Origin of the sequence: Crystallibacter permensis, from assembly GCF_025960875.1 — a bacterium.
Taxonomy (GTDB): Bacteria; Actinomycetota; Actinomycetes; order Actinomycetales; family Micrococcaceae; genus Crystallibacter; species Crystallibacter permensis.
Genome location: NZ_JAODLR010000008.1, coordinates 119,039 through 136,702 on the forward strand (window position 1 = coordinate 119,039; position 17,664 = coordinate 136,702).

Consider the following 17,664-nt stretch of genomic DNA (forward strand, 5'->3'; position numbering starts at 1 on the left):
AGGTGATCCCAGTGCCGGGCCGGGCGAGCTGTCCCTTCCCAAGGCCCCGGCCCGGCACGACCCAACGCAAAGGTTTGAAGATGACGCAGCAACCCACGGACGCCAACGACGCCGCTGCTACCCGCGGCGTCGAGCGGGCCGACCCTGATACGGCGCAGCGGACCGTGCTGATCACCGGCGCCGCCGGGGGTCTCGGCCGGGCTTTCGCACTCGGCTTCGCCGGCCGCGGCTACCGGGTGGCCGTCGCGGACGTGAACCTGGAAGGCGCCGAAGAAACGGCCAAGCTGGTCCGCGAAGCCGGTGCCGACGCGGCGGCTTACCGGGCCGACGTGACGGATCCCGCGTCCACCGAGTCGCTCGCCGCCCAAGTGGCGGAATTCGGGAACGGCCGCATCGACGTCGTACTCAATAACGCGGCCATTTACGCCACGGTGACCCGAACGCCGTTCGAGGACATCGACCCGGACGAATGGGACCTGGTGATGAATGTGAACCTCAAGGGCCCGTGGCTGGTGACCCGTGCGGCGAGCCCCTACCTGGCCGACGGCGGGCGCGTCATCAACCTCTCCAGCGCCACCATCTTCTCCGGCTCGGAGCAGTGGCTGCACTACGTCGCCTCCAAGGGCGGGGTGGTTGCGCTGACCCGGGTGCTGGCCAAGGAGCTGGGCCGGCGCGGCATCACCGTCAACGCGATCGCGCCAGGCTTCACGCTCACCGAGGCCAGCTACTCGCTAATGGAGGACGCCGAAAGCTACGGCGTGGACCGCGGGGCGCTCAAGCGGGCCAGCCAGCCCGAAGACATCGTCGGGGCCGCGCTGTTCCTGGCCGGTCCGGACAGCTCGTACATCACCGGACAAACCATGGTGGTCGACGGCGGCCGCCAGTTCATCTAAAGCTTCCACCCAACTTCCAACACAAGATTCCACCCCAAGGAGGAGCCATGCCAACGGTTTATTTCACCGACACGGAAGGCACCACACGCGAGATCACCGGCAACACCGGGGACTCGGTCATGGAGACGGCCGTCCGCAACGGCGTCCCCGGCATCGTCGCCGAATGCGGCGGTTCGCTGTCCTGCGCCACCTGCCACGTTTTTGTCCGCGAGGACGAGCTGCCCGAGCTGCCGCCCATGGAGGACATGGAGGACGAAATGCTCTACGGCACCGCGGTGGACCGCGAGGACAACTCCCGCCTGTCCTGCCAGCTGAAGCTCTGCGACGGCCAGGACATCCACGTCACCACACCGGAAACACAGGTCTGATCATGAGCACCGGAACCGCTGACGCGGAAACCAAGACCAACGACGGCGCTGCCGCAGCAGGGAAGGCGCCCGCCCGGACCGGGCTGCTGATCATCGGCGCCAGCCAGTCCGGCGTGCAGCTGGCCGTTTCGTTGCGGGCCGTGGGCTTCGACGAGCACATCACGCTGCTCGGCGACGAGGACCACCGGCCGTACCAGCGCCCGGCCCTGTCCAAGGAGTTCCTGCAGGGCGCGGTGGAGAGCGAATCGCTGATCTTCCGCTCCAACGCTTACTGGGACGAGCACAACATCACCCTCGTCAAGGGCGAGTACATCACCCGGATCGATAAGAACGACGACGGCTCCGGCACAGCGCATGCCGCCTCCGGCGCCGAATTCGGCTTCAAGCGGCTGGCCCTGACCGTCGGTGCCCGGGCGCGCAAGCTTGACCTGCCCGGGGCGGAACTGGACGGCGTGGTCTACCTGCGCAACGCGGACGACGCCCTGGCCCTGAAAGCGCAGCTGGACAGCGTCCGCGAAGCGGTGGTGGTCGGCGGCGGCTTCATCGGGCTGGAAGCGGCTTCGAGCCTGCACAAGATGGGCAAGTCCGTGACGGTACTCGAGTACGGCCCGCGCCTGATCGGCCGCGCCGTCGGCGAAGACACCAGCGACTACTTTCTTCAGGCCCACCGCGGCCGCGGCATCGACATCCGGCTTGATGCCCGGATGAAGCGCCTGACCGCAGCCGAGGGCGGAAGCCGGGTGGCCGGCGTCGAGCTTGGGGACGGCACAGTGATCCCGGCGCAGCTGGTGCTGGTCGGAATCGGTGTGGTCCCCAACACCGAACTCGCCGAGCAGCTGGGCCTGGAAGTGGATAACGGCATTGTGGTCGACTCGCACGCCCTTGCCTCCGACGGCACCACCGTGGCGGTAGGCGATGTGGCGAACATGCCCAACCCGCTGCCCGGTTCGCCGGAAGGCGAACGCATCCGGTTGGAAAGCGTGAACAACGCGATCGAGCACGCCAAGGTGGCCGCCTATTCGCTGATGGGCCGGCGCGAGGACTACGCGGGTATCCCGTGGTTCTGGTCCAACCAGGCGGACCTGAAACTGCAGATCGCCGGACTGACCCTCGGCTACGACCAGACCGTGGTCCGGCGCGACGAGGAACGCGGCAAATTCTCCGTGCTCTACTACCGCAACGGCCGGATCATTGCCGTGGACTGCGTCAACGCACCGCTGGACTTCATGTCGGTCAAGAACGCCCTGGCCAAGGGCCAGAACATACCCGCGGACGCGGCGGCGGATCCCGCCGTCATCCTGAAGACCATCATCACGGACGGCTAAGGAGCCCCATGAGAACCCCCGACACGCAGAGTCCGCAGACCAACAGCGACGCCGCCGGCACCGCCTGGCCGGCAGCGGACCCGTCAGCGCACGCGGAAGATCCCCGCGCCACCGCCTTTGCCGCCGCGCACCCTGTACGGCCCGTTCCGGCCACCGGCACCCTGGATACCTCGCCCATCGCCGGCACGCCGGCGGCCGAGGACCTGGACAGGCTCTGGAAGGCCGTGGTGGAGGAAACCCGCAGCCGCGGCAACGACATCCACCTGCCCATCTCGCTGGCCTACGCCGAACGGCTCTGCCGGGCCTACCCGGAGGCCGACGCCGAGCTGGTCCGTGTGGCCATCGTGCTGCATGACACCGGCTGGGCGCACGTGGAAGAATCGCGCATCCTCTCCGAAGGTTTCACGGGCGACTGGCGGAAGGCGGCCATCCGCTTCGAGCACGAGGCCGAGGGCTGCAAGGTGGCCCGCCGCGTACTGCCCGGTCTCGGCTACTCGGACGGGTTCATCGCGCGGGTCTGCGAAATCATCGACGGGCACGACACCCGCCATGTGGCCTTCTCGCTGGAGGATGCCCTGGTCCGCGACGCCGACCGGCTGTGGCGTTTCGACCACGCCGGCATCGCGCTGGCCTCGTCCTGGTTCGGCATGACGCCCGCTGTTTACACGGACCGCTTGGCCGCGGAGATCATCCCCGAACTCATCACAGAAGCCGCCTACAAGATGGGCACGGCCGACCTCGCTCGGTCCAACGCACTGCTCAAGACAGGAGCGATCCGATGACTTCCACCGCCCACAGCGCAACGGCCACCGAAGCAACCGGACAAGTACCGGCGTCGTTCTCTGGCCCCGCCGTGGACGCCCGCGCCGCGCTGACCCTGCCCTACACCCACGTGGACGACGTCTTTATCGACGGCGCCTGGGTTCTCGCCCGCGGCACCGGCCGCAACTCCGTCACGGATCCGGCCACGGGCCAGGTCTGGGGCTCGGTGCCGGACGGCACCGCCGAGGATATCGACGCCGCGGTCGGTGCGGCGCGCAAGGCGTTCGACGGCGGGTGGTCCAGGCTCGCACCATCTGAGCGGGCTGCCTACCTGCTGCGCATCGCGGACGAGGTGGACAAGCGGGCGGATGAGCTGGCGCTGACCAACACCCGCGAGAACGGTTCTCCGATCGCCGAGTCCTCCGGGGCCGCGGCCAACGCGGCGAGCATCTTCCGCTACTTCGCCACGCTGGCGGAGTACCTGGAGCGCGAGGACGTCCGCCCGTTCCCGCGCGGCGGCGGTGAGTCCGTGGTGCGCCGGGATCCGGTGGGCGTGTGCGCGCTGATCGCCCCGTGGAACTTCCCGATCAACCTGATGGTGATCAAGCTGGCGCCGGCGCTGCTGGCCGGCTGCACCGTGGTGATGAAACCTGCCTCGCCCACCCCGTTGTCCTTCCGGCTGATTGTCGACGCCGTGGCCGCCGCCGGCGTGCCGGCCGGCGTGGTCAACCTGGTCACCGGCAGCGGCAAACTGGGCGACACCTTGGTTCGGCACCTGGGCGTGGACAAGGTGGCCTTCACCGGTTCGACGCCGGTGGGCCGGAAGATCGCGGCGGCCTGCGGTGAACTGCTGCGCCCGGTCACGCTGGAGCTCGGCGGAAAGTCCAGTGCCATCGTGCTGCCGGACGCTGATCTGGATGCCATGTCCAACGGATTGGTGCGCTCTTGCATGCGCAACACCGGCCAGACCTGCTACATCTCCACCCGGATCCTGGCCCCGGCCGGACGCTACGACGAGGTGGTGGACATGGTGACCGCCACCATCGCCGCCGGAGTGCAGGGAGACCCGCTCGATCCAGCCACCGTCTTCGGGCCGGCAGCCACCGAATCCCAGTACCGGACGGTGCTGGAGTACGTGGACGCCGGCCGGGCGGAGGGTGCCCGGGTAACGACAGGTGGCCGTGTGGCGCGGCTCGGGGGCGGGCTCGAAGGCGGCTTCTTCGTGGAGCCAACGGTCTTCGCCGACGTCACACCGACGATGCGGATCTCCCGCGAGGAGATCTTCGGCCCGGTGATTTCCGTGCTGAAGTACACGGACGTGGACGAGGCCGTCGCGCTGGCGAACAACACCGAGTTTGGGCTGGGCGGCCTGGTGTTCGGCACGGACCAGGACGCTGCCCTCGCCGTCGCTGACCGGATGGACACCGGCTCGGTGGGCATCAACTTCTTTGCCTCCAACCATTCCGCGCCGTTTGGCGGCCGGCACGATTCGGGCCTCGGCACGGAATACGGCATCGAGGGGCTCAACGCCTACCTCAGCTACAAGTCCATCCACCGCCGGCCGTAACCTGCGGCTGCCTAACGTGTCGAACGGAAAATGCCCGGATGGAACCTCCATCCGGGCATTTCCTCTTCAGTTGTTCGGTGGCTCGCGTCAGTCGAGGTTGACCTTGGTGCCTTCCGGCGTCGCCCGGACCGCAATGGTGCCGGCGAGGATGACGGCGATCCAGAATGCTCCGACCAACCAGATGCTGCCGTTGCCCGCGATCATCAGGCCGGTGGCGATCATCGGTGTGAAGCCTGCACCGAGCACCGAAGCACCCTGGTAGGACAGCGAGGCCCCGGTGTAGCGCATGCGGGTGGGGAACTGCTCGGCGATGTAGGCGCCGATGGGGCCGAAGAGGGCGCCCTGCACGATGCCGTTGCCGACCACGATGGCGATGGCGAAGCCCCACAGGGTCCCGTTGCTCAGCAGGATCAGCAGCGGGTAGGCCAGAACAATGCCGGTGATACCTGCGACGGTGAGGACCTTGCGGCGGCCGATCCGGTCACTGAGCCGGGCGGTGTAGAAGCACATGATCAGGGTGAGGACGGCACCTGCCGCCTTCCAGTTGAGTACGCCGGAGCGATCCACTCCGTTGCCGACGGCGATGGAAACGCCCCACACCGTCAGGATGCCCTGGCAGGCGTAGAAGCTCATGGTGGCGATCAGGGCAACAACGACGGCGCGCGGATGGTTGCGCAGCACGTCGAAGAGCGGCATGCGCTTCTTTTCGCCGGCTTCCTGCAGCTTCTGGAACATCGGTGTTTCAGCGACCTTGAGCCGGATGATCATACCGACGGCGATCAGTACCGCGCTGAGCAGGAACGGAATGCGCCAGCCCCACTGCAGGAACGCATCGCCGGTCAGGGCGGACGTCAGCGAAACCACCAGGGTGGCGAGGACTGCACCGGCGGGGCCGCCGGCGGTGGCGAAGGAAGTGGCCAGGCCGCGCTTCTTCTGCGGTGCGGACTCCAGCGCCATCAAGGCCGCGCCGCCCCATTCGCCGCCCACGGCAATGCCCTGGATGACGCGCAGGGTCACCAGCAGGACCGGGGCGAGGATTCCGATCACGGCGGTGGTGGGCAGCAGGCCGATGAGGACCGTCGAGGCGCCCATCAGCAGCATGGACAGCACGAGCATTTTCTTGCGCCCGATCTTGTCGCCGAAGTGACCGAAGACGATTCCGCCGAGCGGACGCGCCAGATAGCCGGCTGCAAGCGTCGCGAATGAGGCGAACAGGCCGAAGGCGGGGCTGAGGTTGGCAAAGAAAACGGTATTGAAAACGATGCTGGCCGCGGTCGCGTACAGGATGAAGTCGTAGTACTCGATGGCGCTGCCGATGAAGCTGGACGCGAGGATCCGGCGCATGTCCTTCGTGTTCAAGGACTCGGAGCCGGACTGGTGCTGCGGTGCGGACGGTGCGGACTGCGTAACGGTCGTCAGTGACTCGGACACAATTCCTCCTGAGGGCGGGGTCGAGGGATCTGGGGAGGGGTTCATGGATGGAGCGCTGGTATTCAGCGGGACGGGCGGAGTTCGATGTGTTCGAGGTCTGCCGGTACGTGGAAGGTGCCGTGGAAGTGTTCGGCGGCCTGCTGCCAGACGGAATCGCCGGCCATGCCGGGAACGAGGTGGTGCAGGGCCAGTTGTTGGGCGCCGGCCTCGCTGGCGACCTTGGCCGCATCACGGACGCTGGTGTGCGACTTGTAGTGGTGGTCCCTGGCCGCCCGGGAGCCTTCGTCCTTCTTGTCCGCGTACAGGGCCTCGACAAAATCGAAGTCGATAGCCTCGTGCAGCAGCAGGTCGGTGTCCTGCGCCAACGTGACCATGTTCTGCGTGTAGGTAGTGTCGCCGGAGAATGTCACCGAGCCCTCCGCAGTATCGAAGCGGAACCCGAAGGCCGGCGCCACCGGCGGGTGCTCCACCAGGATGGCCGAGACCTTGACGAGGTCGTCTTCGAAGATCACAAACGGATCCATGGCCGGCGTCGGGTTCTCGTTCGGGTGGTAGCCGATGTCCTGCGGAATCTCGATATCGGAGGCTTCGAACAGCTCAAACGGGGACGGGCGCAGGCTGTCGATGATCCTGTCGTTGAGGTCCGTGGCATGCGCGTACATCAGCTGCTCGAACATCTCGCGGGTTCCCGGTGTCGGGCAATGCGGCGCCACCGGGACGGGCTCAACCGTGGCCCGCGGCGAGGTGTAGGGCAACATGCCGCGGTTTCCGGGACCGATGATCCTGACCGGATCGTTGCGCCGGTCGAGAAGGTCGTACAGGCCGAAGATCGCAAGACTCGCCAGATCCACCGTGTGGTCGGAATGCAGGTGGGTGAGGAAGATGCCGCGCAGGTTGGCCAGCTTCAGGCCGGCCTGGCTCAGACGTCGGCCAACACCGTGTCCGCAGTCCACCAGGTAGAAGGAATCCCCGACGACGACGGCGGTGGCGATTCCGGTCCGGTTGTTCTCCTCAGCGGGCGTCCACCAGCGGGGGCCGCCGGCCGTGCCCAGCGTGACGATGCGGGGCTTGAGGTTCGACACGGTCATGAATACTCCTCGAGATGAAGAACGTTGATTTCTTCAAGTGTGTCTGCGATCACATAATGTGTATAGTCAATCAATTTGATGGAGTTCATAAGGGGAGTTGATGGTTGAGTTCACCATTCGCCAACTGCAGTACTTCGTTGCCGTGCTGGATCATGGCTCCGTCACCGCGGCCGCGAAGGAATCGAATATCTCGCAGGCGGCGGCATCCATGGCCATCGCCCAGCTGGAGCACGCCGTAGGTGTTGATCTGCTGATCCGGACCCGCGCGAAGAAAGTGGTGGCAACGCCGGCGGGAGTGGAGCTCGCGGCGAGGGCAAGGCACATCCTGAGCATGATTGGCGACATCGAGGGTGCCGTTGCCGGCGGGTTTGATGACATGCGGGGACCGTTGCGTGCCGGCTGCAGCCCCACCCTGTCCCCGCGCTTGTTGCCTGGTCTGGTGGACTATTTCAGCCGGGAGTATCCGGCGGTGGACGTCTCATTCCACGAGGGCAGCGCTGCCGAACTGCAGCAGGAGGTCCTGGAGGGGCGGATCGATCTCGCCCTGATCTACTCGCTGCAGGCAGTCGACGGCGTGGAGCTGGCGGAAATTGCCCGGGTGAAACCGCACCTGATGCTGTCGGCGACGCACCCGCTGGCAGGCGAGGATTCCATTACCTTCGCCCAGGTGCAGGATGAATGGGCCATCCTTCATGACGTGCCGCCCACCATCGAAAGGGTGACCGGCATGATCCGCGCCGTGGGCGTCGAGCCAAAGCTCCGCTGGCCCAGCACGGACATGGAAACCATCCGCTCCCTTGTCGCCCGCGGCCTGGGCTATTCCATGGTCAATACCCGCCCGGTAAACGACACCACGGGGGACGGGCTCAGGGTCGCCTATGTTCCGCTGGCCGACGAGCTGCCGTCTAACGCCGTGGTCGCCGCCCTGCCGCCCGGTACCCGCGTCCCGCGGCGGGTCAAAGAGGCGATCCGTTTCCTCCGGGAGACTGCACCGCCCGCTCCGTCCGCCGGCAGACCTCAGTAGTACAATATCCAGTACCACTAGGAGGATTCATGGCCATAACCGCATCGGAAGCACGCGCGCGGCTGTTTCCGTTGATCGAGCAGGTTAACGAGGACCACGTCCCCGTTGAGATTGTGTCCAAAAAGGGCAGCGCTGTGCTCATGTCGCTTGAAGATTACGAGGCCTTGCAGGAGACGGCATACTTGCTGCGAACCCCCGCAAACGCCGCCCGTCTCACCGAAAGCATCGCCCAGCATCGAGCCGGCAAAGCAGCAGCCAGGCAGCTCGCCGAGTGAATGTCCTGTTTACCGATATCGGTTGGCAGGATTACCAGTACTGGCTCGCAACGGACAGGGCCATCCTGAAGCGCATCAACCGGCTGATTGAGGAATGCCGGCGCACTCCGTTTGAAGGCATTGGCAAGTCGGAAGCGTTGAAGCACCAGCTGGCGGGATACTGGTCACGCCGGATCACCGAAGAACACAGGCTGGTCTATGCCGTGGAGGATGCCCAGCTGGTGGTCATTGCCGCCCGCCACCATTACTGACGGGATTGGGCCGGATTCGTTCGCGTGGCGCAGATAGAGTTGTGCGATGCCATCCTTCCGAGCCCAGCTCAACATCACTGGCCTGCGCCCCGGGCACGTTCCGGAGCAGGTGATGGAGGCCGCCGTCGCTGCCGTCGGCTCCGCCCACGTGGTCGAAGCGAACCAGCTCGACGTCGTTGCGGGGGTTCCGCGGATCACCGTGCGTTTCACCGTTGACCCGAATGCGTACGACGCCGAAAACCGCCAGGCGCTGCAAGCCGCTGCCAACATGCGCCTTGCCGTTGAGCAGGTGGCCATCACGGAGAGGCTCGCAGTCCTGCGCCGCAGTCGCGGAAAGTGGCAGACGCTGCGCTGACCTCGCGCCCAAACCGGAGCGCTACCGAAGGTCCGCCACCAGTTGCCCGACGGCCGCCACGAGCTGGTCCAGCCCGGGTTGCTCGATCGGAAAATGCCCCGCGTTCTCTAGCATCACGATTTTGTTTGGGCGCCGCGATGCGCTCGAAAAACGGCCCGCTGATCTCCGGCGGCGTCCACCGGTCCTCGGCAGGATGCACCATCAGGACCCGCCCTGTGCTGAAGTCTTCCGGTTCAACATCGGGCTGCCATTCCATAAAGCTGCGCATCCAGCCCAGGGACATCGAGCCACCGCCGCCGCGGGCATCCCGGAGGACGGTACGCACCAGCGCGGGATCATTGCTGATATGACGCATATCGGCAAGCCAGCGGATGGGAACCCGCACCCGGGCAAGGGGCCCGGCCAGGAGCCGGAGCGCAGGGCCGGCTACTCTCCCCAGCCCCGGATGCCAGGTCAGCCGTGCCCGGACCCGGTCGTCCCGGGGGTCCAGCAAGCACGTCACTACCAGGGCGGCGGCGAGCGAGGTGGCCGCTGCCGCTTCGAAAGCGAGCAGCCCGCCCATGCTGGCTCCCATCAGGACCAGTGGACGGTCGTCGGCTTCGGTGAGGACAAAGTCCTGCGCCAACTGCTGCCAGTGTCCATAACGGATGCCGGCCGGGTCAGGTGACCGCGTGAGGCCGTAGCCGGGCAGATCCGGAACGCTCACATAGGTTCCCAGGCCTGCCAGATGTTCCGCGAAGGGACGCATGGCAGCGGCGTTGCCCCCGGCCCCGTGGAAGAGCACCAACCGCACCGGGGCGCCTGGCTCGCCGATGCGCGCAACATGGACGTCCATGTCACGCCACCGCAACCACGTGCTTTCGCTCGTTTCGGCAGGTCCTGCGGGACGTTGGACGAAAGTACCATAGTTGCTGGTCATGCTGGTTCCTCCTGGCCGCCGCGGCCCGCCGTCGTTGTTTGGATTCAGATCTCGGGAACGTAACCGCGGCGGATGGCCCGCCGCTCCTCGTGCCCCACCCGGAACCGGCGCGACGTCCCGCAGACCAGCACAAAAAAGAAACCGAAGCCGGCGGCGACGACCACCGGAACGGAACCCTGATCGCCCAGAAGCCGGGACATCGCGATCCAGCCCAGTCCCCAGCACAAGGCCGCCACGGCGGACATCCGGCCGCGGCTTGTCATCGCCACCACCGCGCCGGCAAAGGAGACCACGCCGAGGGTGATGACCGCCCAGACATCGGCGCCCCAGCCGAACAGGTCGATGCCGCGCAGCGTGAGCCAGCTGGCCGCGTTGGCGCCTGCCGCCACCAGAATCCAGCCGGTGTACAGCCCTACCGGAGCATCCGTGAGGAGCCCTTCCACGAGGGACTTTGTCGGATACCGGGTCAGGAAGTAGACCGCGGCCAGCAGTACCGCCAGCAGCAGCATCATGACGATCAGGCTCAGCCCCACATTCGAGGCCTGGGCGCTCAGGATCCAGCAGGCATTGAGGACCAGCGAGGCAGCCACCAGCCAGCCGACGGCGCGCTGGCGCGGGGCGCGGCGCTGTGCCGGCCACCACTGGAAGACGGTGTAGCCGACCAGCCCCAGGTAGATCGCCGACCAGATGCTGAACGCGCCGGAAGCCGGGGCCAGCAGGGTGAAGCCCGGGGCGAACGCGCCGCCGGCGGTGTCTTTGATGGCGGTGCCGCCCAGCAGGCCGCCACCGCGCGCGCCGATCAGCAGCGCGAACACCAGGCTGGTGCTGACCGCGAGTTGGCGGGCCAGATCGGTGGCGAGGATCGTCCGGGTCTTGTGGAGGTAGGGATTTACGGCGTCCATGGCGGATTGGATCGAAGCGGGGTGGTCACTTCTGCTACTCCTCGACGTCGACGGCACCCCCGAGCACCGGCGCCGGCTGGCTGCGGCGGCGCAGGCTGATGACGGCAGCTATGGCCGTGCCCACCAGTATGCCAATCACCGTGCCCAAAACAAGATTTACCCAGAACGGCAGATCCGTGGCGAGTCCCGTGGCCAGCCCCAGCCCGGTCATCCACAGGGCCCAGATGGTGGAGCCCGAGGCGGACAAAACCAGGAAGGCGTTCAGGGGGACGTCGGCCAAGCCCGCTGCCGCGACGGACGCGGTCCGGCCGCCGGGGATAAAGCGCGCGGCGACAATGGCCGCATAGGTGGAGGACCGGCCGGCCTTCTCCAGCGCCTGGGTGACGGCGCGGTCCACCCTGCGGCCCCACCGGTAGCGGTTGAGCAGCGTGTTGATGCCGCCGCGGAAGAGCAGGAACAGCAGCACGTCCCCGGCCATGCTGCCGGCAAACGCCGTCAGGACCACCAGCGGCAGGATCAACTCGCCGTGGGCCAGCAGCGTGCCGCCGCCGATGACCATGATTTCCGACGGCGCGGCGGGCATGGGTGCATCCAGAACAACCATCAGCAAGGTCATCGGATAATACAGCCATTGCCACGGTCCCTCGGGGATTTCCACCTCCCCAATCTACCCGCAATGCCGCACCGGTGGCAGAGTACAAAGTATGGAGATCAGGATTCTCGAAGGGGACATCACCCGCCGCGAGGTGGACGCGGTGGTCAACGCGGCCAACTCGAGCCTGCTGGGCGGGGGAGGGGTGGACGGCGCCATCCACCGCGCCGCCGGTCCGGAGCTGCTGGCCGCCTGCCGGGAACTGCGGTCCTCGCAGCTGCCGGACGGTCTGCCGGTCGGTTCCGCCGTCGCCACGGAGGCCTTCCGGTTACCCGCCCGCTGGGTCATCCACACCGTGGGCCCTAACCTGCACGCCGGCCAGAACGATCCGGCCCTGCTGGCGTCCTGCTTCCGCGAAAGCCTCCGCGTGGCTGATGAACTCGGAGCCCGGTCCGTGGCCTTTCCGGCGATCAGTGCCGGGGTCTACGGCTGGGACGGCGGCAGCGTTGCACTGGCGGGACTGGGTGAAACCATAAAGTACGACGGCGGCGTCCAGCTCATCGAGTTCGTGCTGTTTTCTGCCGGGTTGGCCGAGACCTTCCGCACCGTCCACCGGAGCCTGCTGGGCAAATAGCGCTCGCTTGGACCAGCGGCGCTCGCCGTCGCCATGAGCAAGCCGCTTCCTCAGGCGTCCCGCGGGTTCCGTACCGGGTCACGCGGACTGTAGTAGCGCCGCAGCCAGCGGGACAGGCCGTCGAGGCCGGGGAACAGTACGCGTTCGGTCACGTTGGCCTGGTCCAGATGGTCCCGGATCCGCCATTTGAGCTGCGCGGGAACAATCACCTTCCGGTACAGCTCAGGATGGCGCTGCAGCCACTCGTCCAGACCTGCGGCGGCGTCGGACATGGTTGAAAAGATCGCGGCCTGGTTCACAATGCGCTCGTCCAGCGAGGGAGGCTCGAAAAACAGCGGGATGCTTTGTCCGTCGTCGTCATGGAACCGGTCGAACTCCGAGAGTGTGTAGGCCGAGCGGGAGAGCATCTCCGTGGTGAAGAGCCCGCCGCCGGCCGGTTCGATCTCGCTGCGCAGCTCCGGCGGCAGCAGTTCATGGGCAGCCGCATAATCCACGCACCAGACCGCGCCGGCTTCGTCATACCGGGAGGTGTCCCTGGTGGCAAAGTGCAGCGCGACGTACGGTGAATGGCTCCAGTCCAGCAGCCGCGTGGGCAGGCCGTAGTGCTGGGCCACACTTAACCAGTTCCAGTCCGAGTCCCCGGGGGATGTGTCCCGGTGGGCGTACTTGCGGAAGTTGCGCATCAGGTGCGGTTCCACCTCAGCACTGGAGCTCCCGCGCAGCCGCACGAGCCCGGTGGACAGGTCGCGCTCCGCTGAGGTGTGGCCTCGGTACGCCACCGCGATGCGGATGTGCGGACGGGAGGGCTGCCACCGGTCCTGCGTCAGGGCGGCGATCAGACCGTAGAGATCGTCCGGATCAACCTCCACGACGGATTCCATAGCGGGCTTCCCTCCTTCCGGCCTGCCTTGCTGTCCTGACCGTCCCCACCGCCGGTGCTACGTGGCGCCCCGGCGCACGGCCTCGTCCACGGCGGAGGCTATCCCGCCGCGGTACGGTTCGCCATGGCCGGGCAGTGCGGTGCCGGCGCCGGTTTCGGCCAGCAATTCCAGCGATTTCAGCGCCTGCCGGGTGTCTGCCGTGGCGGCAGCGGAGACAATGTGCGGCCCGCGCTTACCGGTGTACGGATCAAGGGTGACCAGGGCGTCTCCGGTGATGATGGTGTCCCGTTCGGGGAAGTGGAGTGCGCAGTGGCCTTCGGTATGGCCGGGGGTATGGATAACCGCCGGCGCGCCGGGCAACTGCAGGCCCGCCTCGGCGCCCAGCACGCGAAGATCCGTAACGCCCCGGACATTGAGCGCTCCCGCCAGCGTCATCCGGGTCAGGATGGGAATGCAGGCGGGGTACTTGAAGGGGTAGGCCAGCCGGTTCTTTTCGTGCTTGTACCGGTACGGGTGCTCGGCGATATAGCTGTCGCCCGGATGCGCATAGACCGGAACATCGAGGTCATGCTGGACCCGGGCGGCGAACCCGAGGTGGTCGAAATGCGCGTGCGTGAGGACCAGCGCGGAAATGTCCCGCGGCGAACGGCCAAGCTCGCGGATGGCAGCGACGGTCATCTTCCACATGGCCGGCAGGCCGGAGTCGACCAGCATGATCTGGTCGCCGTCCTCGACGATGTAACAGTTCACGTTGGCGTGCTCGATGAGATGGATCTTCTCGGCTACATTGCGGTGGAACATGGCAGGGCCCTCTTGTCGGTGTTTGGCACCGGCCGGCCGGACCATTTCGCCGCTACCGCTCACGGCCCGATCGGACAACGGCTCGTTGCATCGACTCTAACCACGTAGTGCCGGCCGTGTAAGGGGCTCGGCCAAAATGCCCAGTTCGCTCGCGCAGTTTGATCGCTCACCCGGCCCGGCCCGCCTGCTCAGCGGCGCGCAGGCTCCGGAGCGGCAGCGGCTGCCCACTCGGAGAGCTCCAGCCGGCTGCGGTATTCGACCGGCGCGCCGGAGAGCGGATCGGTAAACCGGACGCCGCGGGCCAGCAGTTGCAGCGGGCGGCTGTAATCGTCCGGGGCCTTGTCCAGCAGGACCGGGTAGAACGGATCGTGCAGGATGCCCACTCCCAGCGAGGCCATATGCACGCGCAACTGGTGGGTCTTGCCGGTATGCGGTTCCAGCCGGTACTTGCCAAGCACCCCACGGGTTTCTTCCAGCTCGATCCGGGTCTCGGCGTTGAACCCGCCCTCCACCACCTCGGCCAGCAGATAGGTGCGGGACTTGATCATCCGGTTGCGCACGACGAGCGGGAACTGCAGCCGCTGGTCCACCGCCGCGATCGCCTCGTACTCCTTTTCCACGCGGCGCTTCTCGAACAGCACCTGGTACTTGCCGCGGGTGGCGGGGTTGGTGGAAAAGAGCAGCACGCCGGCCGTGAGGCGGTCCAGCCGGTGCATGGGAATCAGGTCCGGGATGTCGAGTTGGACGCGCAGGCGGACCAGCGCCGATTCGCTGATGTAGGTCCCGCCCGGCGTGGTCGGGAGGAAATGGGGCTTGTCCACCACCAGGATGTTCTCGTCCTGATGCAGAATGTTCAGTTCCACCGGCAGCCGGTCCTCGGCCGGCAGCGTCCGATAGTACCAAATAAAGGTGTGCTCCTCCAGTGGGGTGCCCCGGTGCAGCCGCACACCGCCCTCGCCGACAATTTCGCCGCGGTCGAAGCGGTCCTTGATGCCCTCCGGATCCACGTGTCCCCAGCGGTGCAGCATATAGTCCAGCGCCGTCTGCCACGGCCCGTTGCCGGGCAGGCGCAGCCGCGTGGCGTTAACGCCGTCGCGCACAGGGAGGGGGGATTTCATCACCCTTCAAGGGTACCGGCGCCCGGCGCAGCCGCCGTCCGGCCGCCGCTGCCCACTCCCGCCATGAGCGCCGCTGCCATTCCGGCCGAAAGAGATGACAGCAACCCCTGGCCCTGCCCTATAGTGGGGAACCAACGTTCTTGCGGGAGCGTGCTGAAGCGTACGAGGACGGTCAACAGTTGAAAGTGGAGGCCCGCGATGGCGACAGATTACGATGCACCGCGAAAGTCGACCGAGGACGAGCCCGAAGAGTCCATCGAAGAGCTGAAAGCGCACAAGACTGACAACCGGTCTCCGGAAATCGAGGTGGACGAAGCGGACGCGGCCGAAGGCTTCGAACTGCCCGGCGCCGACCTCTCCGGCGAGGAGCTCCAGGTCAGGATCATCCCGCCCGGCGAGGACGAATTCACCTGTTCATCCTGCTTCTTGATCCGGCACCATTCCATGCTCGCGCGGGAGCAGGACGGCCTGTTCTACTGCAAGGACTGCGAGGGGTAGCTCAGTGCCGGTCAGCTGCAGCCGGTGATCCGGTAGAGCGCCGCGTCGCCTTCGCTGTCCACGAGCTCGAAGCCGTTCTCTGCGCCCAAGTCCCGCAGCCCCGGCAGCATACTGGTCTCGCCGGGGTGGACCGAACTCGTGCCGAAGTCCAGGACAAACTCCACTCCGGTTTGCCGTACGGCTTCGCAGACCGCCGGGTCCGTGGTCATTTCATCCAGCTTCTGAAGAATGAGCTTCCCGTTGACGGCGGGGGAGGTAGTGCCGGAAGGCAGCAGCGTCTGGATCCCCGTGTACGAGTAGGACAAGGATGCCCCGGTCATCGGATTGCCAACGACGACGGCGTCCGCCGGTACCTGCTCGGGCAGCCGCTTGATGAGCGCGAGTTCGTCCTCGGTGAGCAGGTACGAATCGTCCGTGAACCGGTACTTGAACGCCGCTTCCTGGATGCTGCGCTGGGCGGCGAACAGCGGCGCGACCGCCAGCGCCACGATGGTCAGCACCGCCGTGGCGGCCGGCCGGAACCACACCGGCTGCTTCTTCTCCTTCCGCGCAAGCCAGGCCCGGAAGAAGGACCGCGCCGTCCCGGCCAGCGCCACGCCGCCCAGGGAGGCGATCAGGATGCCGGCCACCGGCAGCATGGCGCTGATCCGGAAAAAGTCGTTGTACCAGATCCCGGCCACCAGCCAGCGGATCAGCGGAGCTTCCTTCCAGTTGCCCACCACGAAAATCACGGCGGCGACCAGATAGATTCCCAGGACCCACCGGTGCTTGCGCACATTAAGTACGACGGCGGCCCCCACGATGGTGAGCACCGTCGCCAGGATTCCGATGGGCCGGTAGAGCGGGGCATGCACCAGCACCTCCCAGAGCGCCAGGAGCGCGTTACCCATGTTGTCCCAGTTTTCCGAGCTACTGCGCGCCGGCCGGAGCAGTGCCCACAGGACGCCGAGGACCACCAGGTAGGCCACGGTGCCGAGCCCTGCCTTCGTCTTGTCGCGGGAAGTACCCGAGCGGGAGACGCGGTGCGCCGCAGCCAGTACCATCGGCGTCGCAAGCGCCAGCAGTCCCATCACAGTGGCCGGATGCGCCAGCGCCATGCCGGGCACCAGACCGACCAGCAGCAGGATGTTGCCCTCGGTGGAGATGGTGCCGGGCAGTCCGATCCGCAGCAACTGGATCACCAGGCCGAGGGCGGTGGGCAGGATGGCGATGGAGAGCATGAACGGATAGACCACGCCGAATTCCAGCAACAGGTAGGGAAAGCTGCTGAAGGCGGTGGAGAGCACCGCGGCCACCAGCAGCGGCATCATCCGTTCGCCGGTAATGCGGCTGACCAAAAAGAGGCAGCCGGTGCTCCAGATGCCGGTGATCAGGACAATGTTGGTGACGTTGATGGCGGCAGCCACGGGGAGGCTGGCGGTGGTCATGACCAGGGAAACGACGGCGTGCCAGCCGGCCGGGTAGAAGACTCCCTGGTCCGTGGTGCCCAGATAGCCCAGCGTCAGCGAGGAGGCGTTGGAAGTATCCGCGATGTAGCGCAGGGCATTGAGGTGGAAGATGTTGTCGTGCGACTGGGCGATGTTGTCCGGTGAGCCGATGATCCAGAACATGTAGCCGGCCAGCGGCACGGCGGAGACGGCCCAGGTAATTGCGACCGTCGGCCACGGCGCCGGGGCCGATGCCGCGGTGTGTTGGCGGTGGAGCCGGTTGCGCATCAGCCGCCGCAGCCACCACAATGCAACCGCTACGATCACGGTGACCAGCAGCAGCGTTGGCCAGGCCCAGGGCAGTCCGGTCAGCCCGCCGAGTTCCGCGGCGACCACCATGGCGGTGATGCTGAACGGACCGGCCACGGCGACCAGCGCCAGGCGGCGCAGGCCCAGCACGCTGCCCCAGAGCAGGCCGGGTCCGAAGACCAGCACCACGGCCGTCACGAAGGCCGGGATGGTCTCGACCCAGCTCATAGTCCCCCTTCTGGAA

General features: G+C 66.7%; 20 protein-coding genes. 11 read left to right on the forward strand and 9 right to left on the reverse strand.

The window, feature by feature from the left end:
- Positions 1–80: 80 nt before the first annotated feature.
- Genes B0G38_RS11620 through B0G38_RS11640 form a run of 5 tightly spaced genes read left to right on the forward strand, consistent with a single transcriptional unit; the run spans position 81 to position 4,915 of the window.
- The gene (locus tag B0G38_RS11620; protein WP_264669598.1) at positions 81–893 is read left to right on the forward strand and encodes an SDR family NAD(P)-dependent oxidoreductase; all 813 of its coding nucleotides are present in this window, start codon (positions 81–83) and stop codon (positions 891–893) included.
- Between the two features lie 47 nt (positions 894–940).
- On the forward strand, positions 941–1,261 hold the full coding sequence (locus B0G38_RS11625) for a 2Fe-2S iron-sulfur cluster-binding protein (RefSeq protein WP_264669599.1): 321 nt from the start codon (positions 941–943) through the stop codon (positions 1,259–1,261).
- A gap of 2 nt (positions 1,262–1,263) precedes the next feature.
- Positions 1,264–2,586 (forward strand): NAD(P)/FAD-dependent oxidoreductase, encoded by a 1,323-nt coding sequence (locus B0G38_RS11630; protein ID WP_264669600.1) that lies wholly within the window; start codon positions 1,264–1,266, stop codon positions 2,584–2,586.
- Between the two features lie 8 nt (positions 2,587–2,594).
- A complete protein-coding gene (locus tag B0G38_RS11635) occupies positions 2,595–3,368 on the forward strand; it encodes an HD domain-containing protein (RefSeq protein ID WP_264669601.1) in 774 nt (257 codons plus the stop codon).
- Positions 3,365–4,915: an aldehyde dehydrogenase family protein gene (locus B0G38_RS11640; protein WP_264669602.1), complete on the forward strand. Its 1,551-nt coding sequence runs from the start codon at positions 3,365–3,367 to the stop codon at positions 4,913–4,915. Before B0G38_RS11635 ends, B0G38_RS11640 begins: the two co-directional genes overlap by 4 nt.
- Before the next feature lie 87 nt (positions 4,916–5,002).
- Here B0G38_RS11640 and B0G38_RS11645 read toward each other — a convergent pair whose 3' ends face one another.
- Positions 5,003–6,346, reverse strand: a complete 1,344-nt coding sequence (locus B0G38_RS11645) for an MFS transporter (RefSeq protein WP_264669603.1) — start codon at positions 6,344–6,346, stop codon at positions 5,003–5,005.
- Between the two features lie 62 nt (positions 6,347–6,408).
- Positions 6,409–7,434 carry an MBL fold metallo-hydrolase gene (locus tag B0G38_RS11650; RefSeq protein WP_264669604.1) on the reverse strand — a complete coding sequence of 342 codons (1,026 nt, stop codon included), beginning with the start codon at positions 7,432–7,434 and terminating at the stop codon, positions 6,409–6,411.
- A gap of 100 nt (positions 7,435–7,534) precedes the next feature.
- On the opposite strand from B0G38_RS11650, the gene B0G38_RS11655 reads away from it, so the two are divergent.
- Genes B0G38_RS11655 through B0G38_RS11670 form a run of 4 tightly spaced genes read left to right on the forward strand, consistent with a single transcriptional unit; the run spans position 7,535 to position 9,339 of the window.
- Positions 7,535–8,458 carry a LysR family transcriptional regulator gene (locus B0G38_RS11655; RefSeq protein WP_264669605.1) on the forward strand — a complete coding sequence of 308 codons (924 nt, stop codon included), beginning with the start codon at positions 7,535–7,537 and terminating at the stop codon, positions 8,456–8,458.
- 29 nt (positions 8,459–8,487) lie between these two features.
- A complete protein-coding gene (locus B0G38_RS11660) occupies positions 8,488–8,733 on the forward strand; it encodes a type II toxin-antitoxin system Phd/YefM family antitoxin (protein ID WP_264669606.1) in 246 nt (81 codons plus the stop codon).
- Positions 8,730–8,984, forward strand: a complete 255-nt coding sequence (locus tag B0G38_RS11665) for a Txe/YoeB family addiction module toxin (protein WP_264669607.1) — start codon at positions 8,730–8,732, stop codon at positions 8,982–8,984. The genes B0G38_RS11660 and B0G38_RS11665 overlap by 4 nt, the downstream gene beginning before the upstream one ends.
- A 46-nt stretch (positions 8,985–9,030) precedes the next feature.
- Entirely contained in the window at positions 9,031–9,339 is a 309-nt protein-coding gene (locus tag B0G38_RS11670) for a hypothetical protein (RefSeq protein ID WP_264669608.1), read from the forward strand.
- On the opposite strand, the gene B0G38_RS11675 is transcribed toward B0G38_RS11670, so the two are convergent.
- Genes B0G38_RS11675 through B0G38_RS11685 form a run of 3 tightly spaced genes read right to left on the reverse strand, consistent with a single transcriptional unit; the run spans position 9,281 to position 11,818 of the window.
- Positions 9,281–10,258: an alpha/beta fold hydrolase gene (locus B0G38_RS11675; protein ID WP_264669609.1), complete on the reverse strand. Its 978-nt coding sequence runs from the start codon at positions 10,256–10,258 to the stop codon at positions 9,281–9,283. The genes B0G38_RS11670 and B0G38_RS11675 overlap by 59 nt on opposite strands.
- 44 nt (positions 10,259–10,302) lie before the next feature.
- The gene (locus B0G38_RS11680; protein ID WP_264669610.1) at positions 10,303–11,160 is read right to left on the reverse strand and encodes a tryptophan-rich sensory protein; all 858 of its coding nucleotides are present in this window, start codon (positions 11,158–11,160) and stop codon (positions 10,303–10,305) included.
- Positions 11,161–11,194: 34 nt separating this feature from the next.
- The gene (locus tag B0G38_RS11685) at positions 11,195–11,818 is read right to left on the reverse strand and encodes a DedA family protein (protein ID WP_264669611.1); all 624 of its coding nucleotides are present in this window, start codon (positions 11,816–11,818) and stop codon (positions 11,195–11,197) included.
- Between the two features lie 46 nt (positions 11,819–11,864).
- Between B0G38_RS11685 and B0G38_RS11690 the strand changes: the two genes are divergently transcribed.
- Positions 11,865–12,386, forward strand: coding sequence for an O-acetyl-ADP-ribose deacetylase (locus tag B0G38_RS11690; protein WP_264669612.1), 522 nt, complete (start codon positions 11,865–11,867; stop codon positions 12,384–12,386).
- A gap of 50 nt (positions 12,387–12,436) precedes the next feature.
- Here the strand turns inward: B0G38_RS11690 and B0G38_RS11695 are convergent, their stop codons facing one another.
- The 3 genes from B0G38_RS11695 to B0G38_RS11705 form a co-directional block, all read right to left on the reverse strand.
- Positions 12,437–13,267: an FRG domain-containing protein gene (locus B0G38_RS11695; protein ID WP_264669613.1), complete on the reverse strand. Its 831-nt coding sequence runs from the start codon at positions 13,265–13,267 to the stop codon at positions 12,437–12,439.
- Positions 13,268–13,324: 57 nt separating this feature from the next.
- Positions 13,325–14,068, reverse strand: coding sequence for an MBL fold metallo-hydrolase (locus B0G38_RS11700; RefSeq protein WP_264669614.1), 744 nt, complete (start codon positions 14,066–14,068; stop codon positions 13,325–13,327).
- 188 nt (positions 14,069–14,256) lie between these two features.
- Positions 14,257–15,186: an RluA family pseudouridine synthase gene (locus B0G38_RS11705; RefSeq protein ID WP_264669615.1), complete on the reverse strand. Its 930-nt coding sequence runs from the start codon at positions 15,184–15,186 to the stop codon at positions 14,257–14,259.
- Positions 15,187–15,384: 198 nt separating this feature from the next.
- Here B0G38_RS11705 and B0G38_RS11710 point away from each other — a divergent pair, with 198 nt between their 5' ends.
- Positions 15,385–15,684, forward strand: a complete 300-nt coding sequence (locus B0G38_RS11710) for a DUF4193 domain-containing protein (protein ID WP_169992885.1) — start codon at positions 15,385–15,387, stop codon at positions 15,682–15,684.
- A gap of 11 nt (positions 15,685–15,695) precedes the next feature.
- Here the strand turns inward: B0G38_RS11710 and B0G38_RS11715 are convergent, their stop codons facing one another.
- Positions 15,696–17,648, reverse strand: coding sequence for a DUF6541 family protein (locus B0G38_RS11715; RefSeq protein ID WP_264669616.1), 1,953 nt, complete (start codon positions 17,646–17,648; stop codon positions 15,696–15,698).
- Between the last annotated feature and the right edge of the window lie 16 nt (positions 17,649–17,664).